This is a genomic window from Shigella dysenteriae, from assembly GCF_022354085.1.
GTDB classification, from domain to species: Bacteria; Pseudomonadota; Gammaproteobacteria; order Enterobacterales; family Enterobacteriaceae; genus Escherichia; species Escherichia coli.
Genome location: NZ_CP055055.1, coordinates 547,908 through 564,065 on the forward strand (window position 1 = coordinate 547,908; position 16,158 = coordinate 564,065).

General features: G+C 51.0%; 14 protein-coding genes and 1 pseudogene. 4 read left to right on the top strand and 11 right to left on the bottom strand.

All coding sequences use genetic code 11. From position 1 onward, the window contains the following. Positions 1-24: 24 nt before the first annotated feature. A complete protein-coding gene (locus HUZ68_RS02605) occupies positions 25-1,191 on the bottom strand; it encodes a restriction endonuclease (protein ID WP_000800829.1) in 1,167 nt (388 codons plus the stop codon). Between the two features lie 196 nt (positions 1,192-1,387). Between HUZ68_RS02605 and HUZ68_RS02610 the strand changes: the two are divergent. Both HUZ68_RS02610 and HUZ68_RS02615 read left to right on the top strand, forming a co-directional pair. Then, positions 1,388-1,489, top strand: a pseudogene (locus HUZ68_RS02610) (BrnT family toxin); the annotation flags it as partial. A 14-nt stretch (positions 1,490-1,503) separates the two neighbouring features. After that, positions 1,504-1,806, top strand: a complete 303-nt coding sequence (locus tag HUZ68_RS02615) for a BrnA antitoxin family protein (protein WP_096840005.1) — start codon at positions 1,504-1,506, stop codon at positions 1,804-1,806. A 33-nt stretch (positions 1,807-1,839) separates the two neighbouring features. On the opposite strand, the gene yjiA is transcribed toward HUZ68_RS02615, so the two are convergent. The 4 genes from yjiA to HUZ68_RS02635 all read right to left on the bottom strand — a co-directional run bounded on the left by yjiA (position 1,840) and on the right by HUZ68_RS02635 (position 6,045). Beyond that, a complete protein-coding gene (gene yjiA / locus HUZ68_RS02620; RefSeq protein ID WP_001297640.1) occupies positions 1,840-2,796 on the bottom strand; it encodes a GTPase in 957 nt (318 codons plus the stop codon). A gap of 10 nt (positions 2,797-2,806) precedes the next feature. Continuing rightward, positions 2,807-3,010, bottom strand: a complete 204-nt coding sequence (locus tag HUZ68_RS02625) for a YbdD/YjiX family protein (protein ID WP_239594024.1) — start codon at positions 3,008-3,010, stop codon at positions 2,807-2,809. Positions 3,011-3,059: 49 nt separating this feature from the next. Further along, positions 3,060-5,210, bottom strand: coding sequence for a pyruvate/proton symporter BtsT (btsT, locus tag HUZ68_RS02630; RefSeq protein WP_001298933.1), 2,151 nt, complete (start codon positions 5,208-5,210; stop codon positions 3,060-3,062). A 292-nt stretch (positions 5,211-5,502) separates the two neighbouring features. Further along, entirely contained in the window at positions 5,503-6,045 is a 543-nt protein-coding gene (locus HUZ68_RS02635) for a hypothetical protein (protein WP_000934391.1), read from the bottom strand. Between the two features lie 227 nt (positions 6,046-6,272). On the opposite strand from HUZ68_RS02635, the gene tsr reads away from it, so the two are divergent. Then, on the top strand, positions 6,273-7,937 hold the full coding sequence (gene tsr, locus HUZ68_RS02640) for a methyl-accepting chemotaxis protein (RefSeq protein WP_054494984.1): 1,665 nt from the start codon (positions 6,273-6,275) through the stop codon (positions 7,935-7,937). A gap of 48 nt (positions 7,938-7,985) precedes the next feature. Here the strand turns inward: tsr and HUZ68_RS02645 are convergent, their stop codons facing one another. Next, positions 7,986-9,347: an MFS transporter gene (locus HUZ68_RS02645; RefSeq protein WP_000410140.1), complete on the bottom strand. Its 1,362-nt coding sequence runs from the start codon at positions 9,345-9,347 to the stop codon at positions 7,986-7,988. A gap of 214 nt (positions 9,348-9,561) precedes the next feature. Continuing rightward, the gene (locus HUZ68_RS02650) at positions 9,562-10,476 is read right to left on the bottom strand and encodes a GntR family transcriptional regulator (protein WP_000091572.1); all 915 of its coding nucleotides are present in this window, start codon (positions 10,474-10,476) and stop codon (positions 9,562-9,564) included. A gap of 138 nt (positions 10,477-10,614) precedes the next feature. On the opposite strand from HUZ68_RS02650, the gene lgoD reads away from it, so the two are divergent. Then, on the top strand, positions 10,615-11,637 hold the full coding sequence (gene lgoD / locus HUZ68_RS02655; protein WP_000106035.1) for an L-galactonate oxidoreductase: 1,023 nt from the start codon (positions 10,615-10,617) through the stop codon (positions 11,635-11,637). 138 nt (positions 11,638-11,775) lie between these two features. Here the strand turns inward: lgoD and opgB are convergent, their stop codons facing one another. From opgB to dnaT, 4 genes are all read right to left on the bottom strand, one after another. After that, a complete protein-coding gene (gene opgB, locus HUZ68_RS02660; protein WP_001292657.1) occupies positions 11,776-14,067 on the bottom strand; it encodes a phosphatidylglycerol--membrane-oligosaccharide glycerophosphotransferase in 2,292 nt (763 codons plus the stop codon). A gap of 253 nt (positions 14,068-14,320) precedes the next feature. Beyond that, the gene (yjjA, locus tag HUZ68_RS02665) at positions 14,321-14,815 is read right to left on the bottom strand and encodes a DUF2501 domain-containing protein YjjA (RefSeq protein ID WP_021533162.1); all 495 of its coding nucleotides are present in this window, start codon (positions 14,813-14,815) and stop codon (positions 14,321-14,323) included. Between the two features lie 48 nt (positions 14,816-14,863). After that, the gene (dnaC, locus tag HUZ68_RS02670) at positions 14,864-15,601 is read right to left on the bottom strand and encodes a replicative helicase loader DnaC (RefSeq protein WP_000799911.1); all 738 of its coding nucleotides are present in this window, start codon (positions 15,599-15,601) and stop codon (positions 14,864-14,866) included. Positions 15,602-15,603: 2 nt separating this feature from the next. After that, a complete protein-coding gene (gene dnaT / locus HUZ68_RS02675; protein WP_000098818.1) occupies positions 15,604-16,143 on the bottom strand; it encodes a primosomal protein DnaT in 540 nt (179 codons plus the stop codon). Between the last annotated feature and the right edge of the window lie 15 nt (positions 16,144-16,158).

Consider the following 16,158-nt stretch of genomic DNA (forward strand, 5'->3'; position numbering starts at 1 on the left):
GGTAGAGGCGGCAGATTTCGCCCTTTAATCCATCTCCAGCTCATCAAACAACTGCAAATCCACATCCAGTAATTCCACTGCATTGCTGCGGCGAATGCCGACGTTATTTTCGATTAACAGTTCCAGTAAGCGATCGCCGTCGATAAGCGTAATGGGCGCGGCCCCCGGAAAGAGCGCAGCTTCTGCGCATTTCGCCGCAAATTTCCCGGTGGTGATGAGCGTACCGCGAATGGCCTTGTGGTAAGGCAACGCTCCGCGCAACTGGTCGATATACGGTCGAGTGATGGTGTTCTGCATTCTTTTGACCTGCACCACTTCGGTAATAGTGGTGATGCCGACCTGCACCTGACCAATCACGTCCACACCTTTATCGCCTGAGGCTTTGGTCACTTCGACCTGCTCGTAGCCCATTGCTTCCAGTAATTGACCGACCAGTTGTTCAAATTTGTACGGGTTCATTGTGCTGATTTGTTCGCGCAGCAGCTCTTTTTGCTGCTCGTTGTAGCGTTTCACCGCTTCCAGCAGCTCTTTACGCGGATCGCTTTTTCGTGCTGGCAACGCTTTTCCAAGCCAGGCGCGCCCGGTATCGGTGATGCGATAGCTCATGCCTTCACGGTTAACCATGTCACGGTCGATAAGGTTATAGAGACGGGAGTAGAGCGTGCTTTTCACTGAACTTGCTGACGCGAATTTCGAATGCTGATGCAAAAAGGCCTGCCATTCCGGTAATAAATCGGCGCGGCGCGACATTTCCCGGCCAGCCAGCAGCTCAAGCAGTTGCAGAATGCCTTCCTGGTCGTCCAGTGAACGCAGCGTTTTTTCGTCATCTTGCAGGAATTTTTGCCCGCGTGAGGTGGGCTGCCAGGTATCATCTGGTGTGCTTTCCATCAGCTCAAACTGGGGATAGTTGAGGAATAAGTAGCAGCCGTAGCTGTGGCGCGGGTTCAATATGTGATTATCGGTATCCCAAATACGACGGGCGATGTCGGCATCTTCACCCGTTAAGCGCTCGCTGATCCACAGGTCGGGTTCCGACCAGTCAACGGGTTTTTGCGGCGTACCGGTTTGCTCGTGAATGGCGGTAATCATATTGCGTACCGCTTTCAGGGAATAGCCTGAGACGGCTTTCATCATAGCTTTAACCTGTGCATAGGTAGGAAAAAGCGGGGTAATAACTTTATAGTTTTTCACGGTAATCCCTTAACGACAGCGAGGCGCTTAGTGTGCCATGTCAGGCGAGAAATTCTATTGGATGAATCAAGTCCAACTTACTCATTGTCAATTTCATGGTTGATTATCCAAAACGTGATGCTATTTCCAACATCAACGCTATAATTGCAGAATAATTGTAGATACATTTTTGTATATACAATTAGGGATGGCAACTATGCCAATGGAGTTTGAATGGGATGCAAACAAGGCCAAAAGTAATTGGGTGAAACATGGCATCCGCTTTGAAGATGCGGTGTTGGTGTTTGATGATCCACAACGAACGGAGTCGCTATGAGCATGGTTAAACATAAACGAGGGACCTCCTCTACACTCGATGTGCAGCATGAGGCCGAACTGAAGGCGCTGGCGAATAAATTCGACGAAGATATTGATTACAGTGATATCCCGCCTTCCAGCGATGAGCAATGGTCTAACGCAGAACGCGGTAAGTTTTATCGGCCATTGAAAACCCAGGCTTCGGTGCGTATTGATGCTGATGTGATGGAATGGCTGAAGCGACCTGGTAAAGGCTATCAAACTCGCCTGAACGCAATTTTACGTGAAGCGATGCTGCGCGATCAGAACAAAAAATAATTCAGGCCGCCACATGGCGGCCATCATCCATAATTACTTCCTCAACCCCGCAAACGCCGCCCGAATCTCTTCCTCCGGCAACTGAATCCCGATAAACACCATCGTGCTATGCGGTTTTTCATCGCCCCACGGGCGGTCCCAGTCGGCGCTGTAGAGGCGCTGGACGCCCTGGAACAGCAGGCGGTTAGGTTCGCCGTCAATCCATAGCATCCCTTTGTAACGCAGTAGTTTATCCGCCGATTCCAGCAGCAGGTTTTCCATCACCCGGGAAACTTCGCTGATATCTACCGGGTAATCCAGTTCCACCACAATCGACGAAATATCGTTTTGTTTATCCGCGATAAAGTGGAAACGCGGTTTGGTGCTGACGACGTTCTCTTCCAGCATAAAACCGTTGGTGTTGAACAGCAGGCCCAGGTCGATGTCGCCGTGGGTAACTGTGTAGACCGGTGCACGGGCGTTGATGCGCGCCAGGCGTTCGCGCAGTTTTTCTGCTTCGCCTGCGACGTCGGTTTTGGTCAGCAGAATACGGTCGGCGTAGCCAACCTGGGACTGGGCGATGGTGAACTGGTTCATCTGCTCATCGGCATGTACCGCATCCACCAGCGCAATCACGCCGTCCAGCAGGTAACGCTGGCATAAAATCTCATGGGAGAAAAAGGTCTGAATAATCGGCCCGGGATCGGCCATGCCGGTGCATTCAATCACCAGACGGTCGAACTGAATATTGCCCTTGTCGAGATTATCCAGCAGGTCGAGTAGTGCGTCTTCCAGCTCGTTGGAGCGCGAACAGCAGATGCAGCCGTTGGTCAGCGTTTTGATCTGCGTGGCGCGGTCGCCAATCAGTTGATCATCAACGGAGACTTCGCCGAATTCGTTTTCAATCACGGCAATCTTGTAGCCGTGTTGTTCGTTAAGAATATGGCGCAGCAGGGTGGTTTTGCCCGCGCCTAAAAAACCGGTGAGTAGGGTCACTGCAATCGGGTTCATGCTCTCTCCATTAACAACAGCGCATACCGCCTTTACCATCGCCGCCGTAGCGCGCGTTCTGGCGTTCGCGGAAGAATTCTTCATAGCTCATGTACGGCTTGTCGGGATGGTTGGTCTTCATATGCTCGACGTAGTTGTCGTAGTCTGGAATGCCAATCACCATCTTCGCCGCCTGGCCGAGATATTTTTTTGCCTGTCCTAAGTTACCAAACATAGTTCACTCTGATAAGAACAAAGCCCCGCCGAAGCGGGGCTAAACACGGTTAGTGGTGCGAAGAGATCTTCACGCCGCCTTCCGGGATTGGAACGTACGGTGTTTCTTTGTCAGTACGTTTGTCGCTGTTACGCACCGCAAGCCACGTTTTGAAACCGTAGAAGATGATGCTGTACACCACAATCAGGAACAGAATACTCAGACCTGCGTTGGTGTAGTTGTTCACAACGATGTGGTTCATGTTGGCAATCTGCTGCGCCGTCAGGTCAGTACCGTTAGCAATCTTCTCTTTGTACTGGCTTGCCATGTAGAAGAAGCCTTCCATCTGCGGGTTGGTGCTGAACAGTTTCAGACCCAGTGCCCAGGTGGTGCAGATAAGCAGCCATACAGCCGGAACAACAGTTACCCAGATGTATTGGGTGCGCTTCATCTTAATCAGCACAACGGTACCCAGTACCAGCGCCACGGCTGCCAGCATCTGGTTGGAGATACCGAACAGCGGCCACAGGCTCTTAACGCCGCCCAGCGGATCGACCACGCCCTGATACAGCAGGTAGCCCCACAGACCCACACAGCCCGCAGTACCGATGATACCGGCAACCAGAGAGTCGGTTTTTTTCAGGAACGGGATGAAGTTACCCAGCAGGTCTTGCAGCATAAAGCGGCCAGAACGGGTACCCGCATCCAGCGCGGTCAGGATGAACAGGGCTTCGAACAGAATACCGAAGTGATACCAGAAGCCCATGTCAGCCATCGGCAGCACTTTGTGGAACACGTGAGCGATACCTACCGCCAGCGTCGGCGCACCACCTGCACGGTTCAGGACAGAAGGCTCACCAATGTCTTTCGCGGTTTGCAGGATCTGCTCTGGCGAAATCACGAAGCCCCAGGAGCTGACGGTTGCCGCCGCGTGTGCGGTAACGTCTTTCAGCTGCGCCATGATGATCGGCGCGTTCTCGCCACCCATTTCATGCAGGTTAGGCATGGTGATGCCAAGGCCAGCAGGCGGGGTATTCATCGCGAAGTAAAGACCCGGTTCGATGATGGACGCAGCAACCAGCGCCATAATCGCCACGAAGGACTCCATCAGCATTGCGCCGTAGCCAATGAAACGCGCGTCGGTTTCATTAGCCAGCAGTTTCGGCGTCGTACCGGAAGAGATCAGCGCGTGGAAGCCAGATACCGCACCACAGGCGATGGTGATGAACAGGAATGGGAACAGAGCGCCTTTCCACAGCGGGCCAGTACCGTCAATGTACTGGGTCATCGCAGGCATTTTCAGTTCCGGGTTCAGCACCACGATACCCAGCGCCAGGCCGACGATAACGCCGATTTTCAGGAAGGTTGCCAGATAGTCGCGTGGTGCGAGGATCAGCCACACCGGCAGCAGCGCGGAAACAAACGCATAGCCAATCAGCGCGAAGGTAATGGTGGTGTCTTTAAAGGTCAGTGCCGGACCCCAGTACGGATCGTGAGCAATCACGCCACCGAAGTAGATAGAGGCAACCAGCAGCACGATACCAATGACAGAGACTTCACCCACACGCCCCGGACGGATAAAGCGCATGTAGATACCCATAAACAGCGCAATCGGTACGGTTGAGCAAACGGTGAAGACACCCCACGGACTTTCGGCCAGGGCTTTAACCACAATCAGCGCCAGAACGGCGAGGATGATGATCATGATTAAGAAACAGCCAAACAGCGCGATAGTCCCCGGTACTGGTCCCATCTCTTCTTTGATCATCTCACCGAGAGATGCGCCGTTACGGCGAGAGGAGATAAACAGCACCATAAAGTCCTGAACCGCACCGGCCAGTACTACCCCCGCCAGCAGCCACAGCGTGCCAGGCAGGTAGCCCATCTGTGCGGCGAGAACCGGACCGACCAGCGGACCGGCACCGGCGATAGCGGCGAAGTGGTGACCAAACAACACGTAACGGTTGGTCGGAACGTAGTTCAGACCGTCGTTGTTAATAACCGCAGGCGTCGCGCGCGTAGGGTCGAGTTTCATCACCTTCTGGGCGATGTACAGACTGTAGTAGCGATACGCCACCAGATACACCGACACAGAGGCGACCACGATCCACAGGGCACTGACGTGCTCCCCCCGACGTAATGCAACTACCGCGAGGCAGAATGCACCGATGATTCCGAGAATCACCCAGGGTATGTGCTTGAATAGTTTTTTCGTATCCATAGTAAAACCTGGCATGTATTGATTAATAGTTGGCCGAAGCCGTTCTAGGTTTGCGTTGCGTTTGAGGAGGTAAATTGACCGCTATCCTGCAGTGATGCTGCCAGAGTTACGCGCGCGTAAAGTAAGGTAAATAACTGAGTGGTTATTTTAGGGACGTAAGCGGTCAGTTTTGCGGTTGAGCGGTTTTGAGCAAGGTTTATGAAGGTTATTTATGTGATGATGATCACAACCGAAGCGATTTTTAGCCCTCGGTTGTGTAACTCATTTAAAAATTATATTCATGCTATAAATATTAAATAACAATATAGCAATATGGTGTGTTATTTATTTCTTTAAGTAAAACGTGTTTTTTACGAGATTTAGTAAGATAAAATTTCTCATCTAAATAGCAATCGATGAGAGAGTCCAGCCTTTCCCTGTCTATCATAGGGGTGATACCCAAGGTCCAGAAACTGCGTAAATCGAGTTCGGAACGTTTTATTTTTGCGCTTTTTTCTAAGTCTGCGATCATATTTTTAACACAACTGGTCGCGTCTCTGTTTTGTTTTATTTCAAGCGCGATATAGCTATCTTGTGCCCAGCCTTTTTTACGTAGTAAGAAATCTGTGCGTAGTGTCGGGCGCTCAGGTTTTTTGCGCATATCACAGGAAAGTGCTTGTTCACGCCACCATTCATGGTCTGTTGAGCAGAGCATATTAGCAAACTCTACCTGGAACCACACTTCCCAACCGGTGATATTGTTTTGGTCAATAATATTAAGCTTTTGGCAAATATCCTCACGTTCAAAAAAGAGATGTAATAGCGTTGAGAGATGATCGAAGTCACGGTTTAACATTTCAGATGTCCTTTCTTAAAATTCCACACTCTATAAAATATTTCGTTCAAAATAGATACAATTCGTGTGAAAAAAATAAGAACAGAAAATGTATCAATAAGTGGTTATTGTATTTTTGAACAAAAATTAAAAAAGTGAGGTAAAATTAACCAGTTTCAAGTCGCTACCTATAAAGTTTTCTCATTCCAGGCCGAAAATCTTGCATCGGTCCACAGGAAAGAGAAACCATGTTAAAACGTATCAAGATCGTGACCAGCTTACTGCTGGTTTTGGCCGTTTTTGGCCTTTTACAACTGACATCAGGCGGTCTGTTCTTTAATGCCTTAAAGAATGACAAAGAAAATTTCACTGTTTTACAAACCATTCGCCAGCAGCAATCCACGCTGAATGGCAGCTGGGTCGCGTTGTTGCAGACGCGTAACACCCTCAACCGCGCGGGTATCCGCTACATGATGGATCAGAATAATATTGGTAGCGGTTCAACCGTTGCTGAGCTGATGCAGAGTGCCAGTATTTCGCTGAAACAGGCGGAAAAAAACTGGGCGGATTACGAAGCGTTGCCGCGTGACCCGCGTCAGAGCACCGCCGCAGCGGCAGAGATCAAACGTAATTACGATATTTATCACAATGCGCTGGCGGAGCTGATCCAACTGTTAGGTGCAGGCAAAATCAACGAGTTCTTTGATCAGCCGACCCAGGGATATCAAGACGGTTTCGAGAAGCAGTATGTGGCTTACATGGAGCAAAACGATCGGCTCTATGATATCGCCGTCAGCGATAACAATGCCTCCTACAGCCAGGCGATGTGGATTCTGGTGGGCGTGATGATCGTCGTACTGGCGGTCATCTTCGCCGTCTGGTTCGGTATTAAAGCCTCGCTGGTAGCGCCAATGAATCGCCTGATTGACAGCATTCGTCATATTGCAGGCGGCGATCTGGTGAAACCGATTGAGGTGGATGGCTCTAATGAGATGGGGCAACTGGCAGAGAGTTTGCGCCATATGCAGGGAGAACTGATGCGTACCGTCGGTGATGTGCGCAACGGGGCCAATGCCATCTATAGCGGTGCCAGCGAAATCGCTACCGGTAATAACGATCTCTCTTCGCGCACCGAGCAACAGGCCGCTTCGCTGGAAGAGACGGCAGCCAGCATGGAGCAACTGACCGCAACGGTGAAACAGAACGCCGAGAATGCGCGCCAGGCCAGCCACCTGGCGTTAAGTGCTTCTGAAACGGCGCAACGCGGCGGCAAAGTGGTGGATAACGTGGTGCAGACTATGCGCGATATCTCCACTAGTTCGCAGAAAATCGCCGATATTATCAGCGTAATTGACGGCATTGCCTTCCAGACCAATATTCTGGCTTTGAACGCGGCGGTTGAGGCTGCGCGTGCGGGTGAGCAAGGACGTGGTTTTGCGGTGGTTGCGGGAGAAGTGCGTAATCTGGCCCAGCGTAGCGCCCAGGCGGCTCGTGAAATTAAAAGCCTGATTGAAGACTCGGTGGGGAAAGTGGATGTTGGCTCTACACTGGTCGAAAGCGCCGGGGAAACAATGGCGGAGATTGTCAGCGCCGTGACCCGCGTGACGGACATTATGGGCGAAATAGCTTCTGCTTCTGATGAGCAGAGCCGTGGTATCGATCAGGTTGGCTTAGCGGTTGCTGAGATGGACCGGGTAACTCAACAGAACGCCGCGCTGGTGGAAGAATCTGCCGCCGCCGCTGCCGCGCTGGAAGAGCAGGCCAGTCGCCTGACCGAAGCTGTGGCAGTGTTCCGGATTCAGCAACAGCAGCAACATCAGCGTGAAACATCGGCTGTGGTAAAAACCGTGACGCCAGCTACGCCGCGTAAAATGGCAGTGGCAGATAGCGGGGAGAACTGGGAAACGTTTTAATCGCCATAAAAATGCCCGATAAGCAAAATGTTATCGGGCATAGGGAGTTTAATCTTTACGCGGGTCGTTGATCGGCTGACGAACCAGGAAGATGTACGCCAGTGCTCCCGCTGCGGTGACGCAACCGCAAATGATTAGTGCCAGACGGAATGAGTGGGTTGTATCAACAATAAAACCAGTAATGATCGGCGCGAAAGAGGCGCAGATGAAGCTGGCAAAGTTCTGGATACTGCCCACCGACGCAGTCATGCGAGAAGCAACTGCGACGTGGATCAAGCCCCAGCAGGATGTTCCGGCAAAGTGAATACAGAACAGTGCCATGCCAATCAGCAGAACCGCCATCATGGATGTTGTCGCTTGTGGTACTATCAGCGTAAAGGCGGCAGAACAGAACATCCCGGCAATAATGCAGATCTTACGGCTTTTAATCGGAGCCATTCCCCCTTTGACCAGCCAGTCAGTAACGTAACCGTTGACCAGCATCCCGGCAGCCCCAAACAGGAAAGGGATAGCCGCCATCAACCCTGTGCTTTTTAAATCCAGGTTATAGGCTGTTTGCAGGTAACCAGGAAGCCAGGCCAGATACAGCCACGCAGTGTAGTTGATACCACTGAATCCGAGCATCATTCCCCACATTGTGCGGTTACGGAACAGGCTGCGCCATTCGGCAAAACTGAGCGGATCTCGGCGGGCATTGACGCTACCTGCATTGAGATAAGCTTGTTCAACGGCAGTCAGTTCTACGTGCTCGCGGTTGCGATAGAGCATATACCAGCCGATGGCGAGAAAAATCCCCAGTACACCAATGGTAATAAACATCCCGCGCCAGCCCATCACCAGCATCATCGCCGCCAGAATCGGTGGGCTTACGGCAACGCCAATGGTAGAAGCTGCGTTGAAGAAGCCCATCGGGCGTCCGCGCTCTTTGATGTTGAACCAGTCGTTAATGACTTTTACACCGCATGGGTTCATCGGCGCTTCACCAATCCCCATACCGATACGCACCAACACGAACTGCGTAAAGCTGTGCACCATGCCAGACATGGCCTGGAACAGTGACCAGAAGAACATCCCCAGTCCCAGCATCAGGCGTGGGCCTTTACGATCCAATAGTGGGCCGCAAGGAAGTTGCGCAATCCCGTAAGCGAGTGAAAACACGGAGAGCAAAGCGCCGATTTCGGTGGCACTTAATCCCAATTCTTCACGAATCGTTAAATTTGCTACCGACAGCGAACTGCGGTCGAGATAATTGATTACCGCCGCAAAAAATAATAACAACATGGCGGTGGTTTGAATGCGTTTAATTCGGGTACTGCGTTGAACTAATCCATCTGGTGGCACGGGAATATCTGCCGACGAAGATGGAGTAAATGAAGAACGCGGATCGAGGGTGATATTTTCTTTTTCCACGCCGGACTCCTGTATTTATAATTTTAATTGTTTACGTAATTGTGAATTACGCAAGGTTGACATTAACGGCAGGTTAAAGTTTTAGGACTTTACTACCGCTCACAAAAAAATTTTTAGTCGACTGATTGTGAGCATAGGTAAGCGGGAATTTCTCGGTATTTATCTTTTGATAAAACCGTGCACCCGCTAATAGTTTGCTGTTTTTAATCCGTACTTAATGAGCATAACGCGTGTTCTCATTAATGGATCGAATCATTGATTGTTTAGCTGAATTCAAATGGTTACGGAGCGCAAGGGTGGCATCAAGGTCACTGCGGCAAATCAGAGCGCTGAGAATGGTCATATGCTCATCGACGGCAATGATATTGCGCTGTTTAAGATCGCTTTCGTCCCATTGATAGTGAAAATGAAAGATGACTGAGATGATCTCAAGCGATTGATCAAAAAAGATATTGTCGGCAGCTGAAAGCAGTAAGGAGTGAAAATCTCTGTCAAGTTGCGAGAACATGCGAAAGCTATTGCCGATGTTGTCACGCAGTAGCCGATGACGTTCGAGCATGGTTTTCGCCTGCAGCCAGCGGGGATCATGATCAGGCAGGTTGAGAAAGTGCTGAAGTGAATGTGTTTCGAGCATTTCGCGTAGCTCAAACAGCTGCTCGGCGTAGGATTGATCGAATTGCTTCATGCTCCACTGGCCGCGCTTTTCGCTTTGAATAAGATTATAACGGCCGAATTTTAAAAGATATTCTCTTACAACCACCGGGCTGACACCCGCGGCCCGAGCCAGTTGCAGTTCAGAAAAAGTTTCCCCTGGGCGTAACTGGCGCTGGTTTATCATCGTGAAAAAAGCCTGCTCAAACACTTTGTTTTGTTCACTCATTGAAGCGGTAGTACAGGCGAAACCGTCATCGTGGTCAGGTTTACGCGCAATAACATAGTCGTTTCCAACCTGCGTCAAGACGCCGCATTCGCGTAAATGGCTGAGAATATGACGCACTGTGGTGCGGCTGATGTTGTACATTTCCGCCAGCGCACTTTGCGATGGAAGTGGGGAAGGGATATGACCCCGCGCCATATCATCAATGACCTGGTTAATCACATTGTGGCGTAAATTTTGTGAACGACTCATATTTTCCTCCTTGTGAGTCCATTAAAACCCGATTTAAAACATTTTTATGCGTGTGTTTTCACAAAACAGATTTTCCGTTCCGCTGCCATTTTTCATTTTCATTGATATCTAAGGCAACAAAAAATGGAGAGCCGAATCATGTCTACGATGAATGTTTTAATTTGCCAGCAGCCGAAAGAATTAGTCTGGAAACAACGCGAGATACCTATTCCGGGTGACAATGAAGCATTAATAAAAATTAAGTCTGTCGGGATTTGCGGTACCGATATTCATGCCTGGGGTGGAAATCAACCATTTTTTAGTTATCCACGTGTTTTAGGCCATGAAATATGTGGGGAGATTGTTGGGCTGGGTAAAAATATTGCTGATCTTAAAAATGGTCAGCAAGTTGCTGTGATCCCTTATGTTGCCTGTCAGCAATGCCCGGCGTGTAAAAGCGGGCGTACCAATTGCTGTGAAAAAATTTCAGTCATTGGCGTGCATCAGGATGGCGGTTTTAGTGAGTATTTGAGCGTGCCGGTGGCGAACATTTTGCCCGCAGACGGTATTGACCCGCAGGCGGCAGCATTGATTGAACCTTTCGCTATTAGCGCTCATGCGGTGCGTCGCGCAGCCATTGCTCCCGGCGAGCAGGTGCTGGTGGTCGGGGCGGGGCCAATCGGTCTGGGCGCGGCGGCAATCGCTAAAGCCGATGGCGCACAGGTGGTGGTGGCGGATACCAGTCCGGCGCGCCGTGAACATGTGGCAACGCGTCTGGAATTACCTGTACTGGACCCGTCAGCCGAAGATTTTGACGCGCAGCTACGGGCGCAGTTTGGTGGTTCGCTGGCGCAGAAAGTGATCGACGCGACAGGTAATCAACATGCGATGAATAACACGGTAAATCTGATTCGTCACGGCGGCACGGTGGTATTTGTCGGCCTGTTTAAAGGTGAGTTGCAGTTCTCCGATCCGGAATTCCATAAAAAAGAAACGACGATGATGGGCAGCCGCAACGCCACGCCGGAAGATTTTGCTAAAGTCGGTCGACTGATGGCGGAAGGAAAAATCACTGCCGACATGATGTTAACCCATCGCTATCCGTTCGCCACGCTGGCAGAAACCTACGAGCGCAATGTGATTAACAATCGTGAGTTGATTAAGGGTGTAATTACTTTCTGATAAGGCGAGATTATTAAAGTTGCCATGCAGCGTCCGGGGAAGTGTTGGGCGCTGTTTTTTTCTGTTTCTCAATGATGTTTTGTAGGCCGCAGAAGGTGTGTAGGTCGCACCTTATGCGACCTACACATCAGTCAGGAATTATCCTTCACGTTCCACCACTTTAATTTCCACCATGCCGATCCCGAGCTTACGCGGCGAGTGTCCGAGGATATTCCCTTCGTTGGTTGAGACAGGTTCCGGCGGCACAATTACCAGTGTGTCGGCATCGGTTGGGTTATCGAAATGCAGTGTGGTGGTGGTCACTTCATTGCCCAGCACAAGGGTTTGTTCTTCATTGCCTACGCGTACCGGAATAGGACGGCTGGCGTTATTGCCGTATGCTTTGGCGGTAATCACCAGGTCAAATTTCTTCGGCAGCGGATGCTTGTACTCGATTTTTACTTCATCGCCCAGCTGAGCGTTGGACCAGCGGCCCCACGACTCCGGACGGGAAATCCCGCTAAACTGTTTCACCTCTTCTGGCGCACCGGCGACGTTGAAGATGAAACTGTCGGCTTTGTAGCGAATATCGTTATCAACAATTTTCAGCGTATCGACATTGCTTTTGTAACGCGCCATGTCGATGACCGTATCTTTAAATGCCGTTTTGCCCTTCCACATTGTTTTATCAACATGCTGGACAATTTGCTGACCGCCAAGCTGCCCCTGCGAGACACACCAGTCGGTGGAGAGTGCCAGTTCCGGAGCCCAAAGTTGTGCCATCTTGTAGCAACGGTCAACCCAGACGAAATTGTCGCGTGGAGCGAAATCGGCCAGCTGGAAACGCAGCGGTGCTGAGTATTCACTTTCCGGCAGCGGTTCTACGCGCTTGTCTGAAACCCGCAACAGCAGCGGCAAACGGAAATGGCTACCCGAGAAGGCAATCATGTTTTTCTGCTGGTCGATAGTGAACTCTTTCATCTCTTTAGGGAATTTCCACAGGCGGATGATATCTGGCTTCCACGCCAATGTTTTCTCTTTGATATTGAGGAAGATTTCCGACATCGACTGCCCGGATAAACTGCTACGACCAAGTCCGAGATAGTTATCGCCACCGAGAATGTCCAGCACCGTCGCGCCGTTATCCATCGTGTTACGCTTCACTGCCAGCGTCTCTTGCTGCGGCTTGTCGCCACGAATGACAAAAAACAGGTTATTGCGATCCTGCTTATTAAGGTATTTCCACGCCGTGTTGTTCATCGCTAAATGGTCAGAAGAGACGACGATGACGGTATCTTTAAACCACGGTGACGCTTTGATTTTGTTGATAAACGCCGCGATATTCTCCTGGCTGCAACTTACCGCGCTGAATGACTGGTTCGGCTTACCGTCAAAATCATATTTTTTGCGGTTACAGGTACGCGAGATAAAACCATCCGGGTGATGGGTATCGACTGTCAGGGTAAACAGTGAGAATCGCTGACCTGAGCGGGAAAGCTCTTCAAACTTTTTCCACGCTTCATCGAGAACGGTATCGTCGTAGAATCCCCAGTCGTTGCGATAGTGCGGGTCGGCCACCACGCTTTTCAGCTCTTCTGAGCCGTATAAGTGGTCGAAGCCATGCGACTTCAGGAACACATCTTTACCGGCAAAACGCAGATTCGCGCCCTGCACGAAATAGTTCTGATAACCCGAGTTTTTCAGGATATCGCCCAGACAGATGTTCTGCGGGAAGAAGCTGGAGACAGAGGCGGAGGCGTTGCCTTCAAAGGGGGCAAACAGCGGTATGCCGCACTGAGAAGCCACCATGCCCGCAATCGTGTAATCCGTTCCTGGCAGCTGCTGCGTGTGGCTGAAATCCAGGCCTTCATTTTTCAACGCGCCCAGTTCAGGCGTGAGATCCGGGAAAGCTTCGTTATCAAAATAGGTCCGCTCGAGACTTTCGCCGTAGATATAAACCAGGTTGAGTTTCGGGTCAGGGATAGTTTTCGACGGCTCTTTATAATAAGCCGCAAAGTCCGGGTCGCCATCGCGTGACTGGGATTTCACCAGTTCCGTTATCTGACGAAATGCCGGGCTGGCGTCCACCGAACCCAGCGCCAGTAAGAGCGCCAGCAGGCTGTAACCAAAATGGTGCGGATGATGGCGACGACGGCGCAGGATCCAGCCCAGCGCACCGAACACCGCTGTCAGCCCCAGCACAATGCCGATACCCGGCAGGATGTATTTGCTGACGCCAGCACCGGTCAGGCTGTTGGTTAAGGTATAGAGAACCGCGTCGTTAATACCATCGCCAGTAAAATAGTCGCTGGCAAACAGGGTGATATTTAAAACGACAAATAGCCCCAGCACCGTTAATGTGGCTGCAAACCACCAGGTGTTACGTCCCGCTTTCCATGCGTAAATCAGCACAGAGGCGAGAAAAAGGGCGAAAGAGAGTAGTTCTGACAACGGGCGATCCTCACTAAACCGGGCCGTTTAGCCAACGTTTAAGCTTTTTGAGAAGCACAATGTAATGGCGTCGCCATATTGCTGCAATTCTAGTGTCAAAAAAATGCGATGTTGTTAGGAATTAGTTTATAAACAGACTTTTTTGATCGCGGTCGCTTCCCGTGTAACAGGGGGAAAACCGTCCAGGAGCAGGGAAAAGGGCAGGAGAGAGCCGCGTCAGCCGGGTAACAGCTAAAACGCGGCGTTTCGCGGTTCAGGAAATGAAGTTCAGCCCCTGCTTTAACACCAGATCGCAGGCTTTGGTTTTCACCTTTTCTGCCAGCGGAGTCGTTCCGATGTTATCCAGATTGAGTTGCTGACCATCTTTGGTTTTCAGCAAACCCTGAATGCCGTCCAGATAGTTGGTGTCTTCTTTTTGCTCTTCACTGTTCAGGCCCAGCTTTTCCAGCACCTGATTCTTGATGTTTTCGGCATCGGTTACCGACGCCAGCTTTTGCTTCGCGCAGTATTGCAGAATGCCTGCGGCATTGTTCATGTTATCTGCGCTTAAGGCCTGGTTTCCGCTGCTAAGCAAGTTAGTTAATGACGCGAGCGACCAACCGCCTTCCTGTGTCGTGCTGTTTTGGTTGCCAAGTTCGCTGGTGGCGCTGGAGAGCGCATCTTTCCAGGACGCAGCATGCACCCCGGTGGAAATTAATGCGCTGGCGGCAATGGCACAGCACAGAAGATGTTTAACAGTTTTCATCATCATTACTCAAGGTGGAATTGTGTCGCAGTATACCGCCAGAAACGGGGATTAATACTCTTTACCTGTTACCCGGCTACGGTAGCTATCCCAGTTGAAGATCACCCACAAACTGTTACCCAGGCGCATACGGTCCATCACGCGTTCGCCCAGCAACTTGGTCATCTCTTCCATATTACTGTTGGTCAGCATCCCGGTTGGGCGTTTGGAAGAAGAGCGGCGATCGACGATCTGGTTGATGATCACTTTTTCGTATTTCGATTCGGTCTGCACGCCGATCTCATCGATCACCAGCAGATCAACGTTGCTCAGATCGTTAAGCAGTTGTTCTTCGCTGGTACCGCTATTCCTGAAGGTATCTTTCATCGCCGACATAATATCGGCCACGGTGATGATCAATACGGATTTACCGCGTAGCAGCAGCTCGTTGCAGATTGCCGCCGCCAGATGGTTTTTGCCGGTTCCTGGCTTACCAGAAAAGATGAAGCTGGCGATGTTGCCGTCAAACTCTTCGACGTACTGGCGCGCTTTGCTTAACGCATTCATCTGCCCTTCACACTCAACGCGATAGTTCTCAAAGGAGCAGTTCTGATGCAGTGGACGAATACCGGAGCGGTTAAAGGTGCGCTGCATTTTCATCGCCCGATTTTCACGTTCGAGAGCGGCGGAGCGGATCGCTCCTTGTTCTTTCTGCCAGGCCAGTAGTTCTTCACCCGTTTTGAATGCAGGTTTGATATGGGCAGGCATCATTTTTTGCAGGCGTTGCATCAGGTCGCCAACGTTTTTCATCGTTACCCTCTGAATCCTGGTGGAATTTGGCTGTCAGGTTCGCTGACCGTATTCACATCTCGTTTCGGCAGTCCGCCGTTGCTGGCACGACCGATTTGCAGGCTGCGCGCCAGTTTTTGTTGCCACTGCACATGGTGAAAGACTTTACCTTCCGCCTGCCAGTAGGCAATGAATGAGGCCAGTTCTTCGGTGGTCACCGGCTCTCTTAGCGCCACGCCCCATAGCGCCGCCAGGCGGATAAAGTCGGCATCGGGTTGCCAGTCCGGATACATGGCGAATTTCCCCATGGGGACAGCAACGGGAGCGGCTTGCGGTTCCTGATAGAGTTGATCGTCCAGAGCGACATCGCTTCCCGGACGCGCCAGCTTTTCTTCCAGCGCCAGCAGTTCAGCCAGGCGTGCAGGCGTGACGGCATAAAACGCCGGGGCATTGTTAGCAAATACGGCAACCACACCGCCTTCAGCTTTTGCCAGAACGGTTTGGTGATCGTGTACCAGGGCGTCAATACCAACGACGTCCGGGGTCAAAACTCTGGAAGACATACTGTTTCTCAAATA

Excerpts from the sequence above, each read along its gene's own strand:
- tsr (WP_054494984.1), top strand. The coding sequence starts at position 6,273 with ATGTTAAAACGTATCAAGATCGTGACCAGCTTACTGCTGGTTTTGGCC.
- dnaT (WP_000098818.1), bottom strand. The coding sequence starts at position 16,143 with ATGTCTTCCAGAGTTTTGACCCCGGACGTCGTTGGTATTGACGCCCTG.
- HUZ68_RS02650 (WP_000091572.1), bottom strand. The coding sequence starts at position 10,476 with ATGAGTCGTTCACAAAATTTACGCCACAATGTGATTAACCAGGTCATT.
- btsT (WP_001298933.1), bottom strand. The coding sequence starts at position 5,210 with ATGGATACGAAAAAACTATTCAAGCACATACCCTGGGTGATTCTCGGA.
- HUZ68_RS02615 (WP_096840005.1), top strand. The coding sequence starts at position 1,504 with ATGAGCATGGTTAAACATAAACGAGGGACCTCCTCTACACTCGATGTG.
- HUZ68_RS02635 (WP_000934391.1), bottom strand. The coding sequence starts at position 6,045 with ATGTTAAACCGTGACTTCGATCATCTCTCAACGCTATTACATCTCTTT.
- HUZ68_RS02625 (WP_239594024.1), bottom strand. The coding sequence starts at position 3,010 with ATGTTTGGTAACTTAGGACAGGCAAAAAAATATCTCGGCCAGGCGGCG.
- yjiA (WP_001297640.1), bottom strand. The coding sequence starts at position 2,796 with ATGAACCCGATTGCAGTGACCCTACTCACCGGTTTTTTAGGCGCGGGC.
- yjjA (WP_021533162.1), bottom strand. The coding sequence starts at position 14,815 with ATGATGAAAACTGTTAAACATCTTCTGTGCTGTGCCATTGCCGCCAGC.
- lgoD (WP_000106035.1), top strand. The coding sequence starts at position 10,615 with ATGTCTACGATGAATGTTTTAATTTGCCAGCAGCCGAAAGAATTAGTC.
- dnaC (WP_000799911.1), bottom strand. The coding sequence starts at position 15,601 with ATGAAAAACGTTGGCGACCTGATGCAACGCCTGCAAAAAATGATGCCT.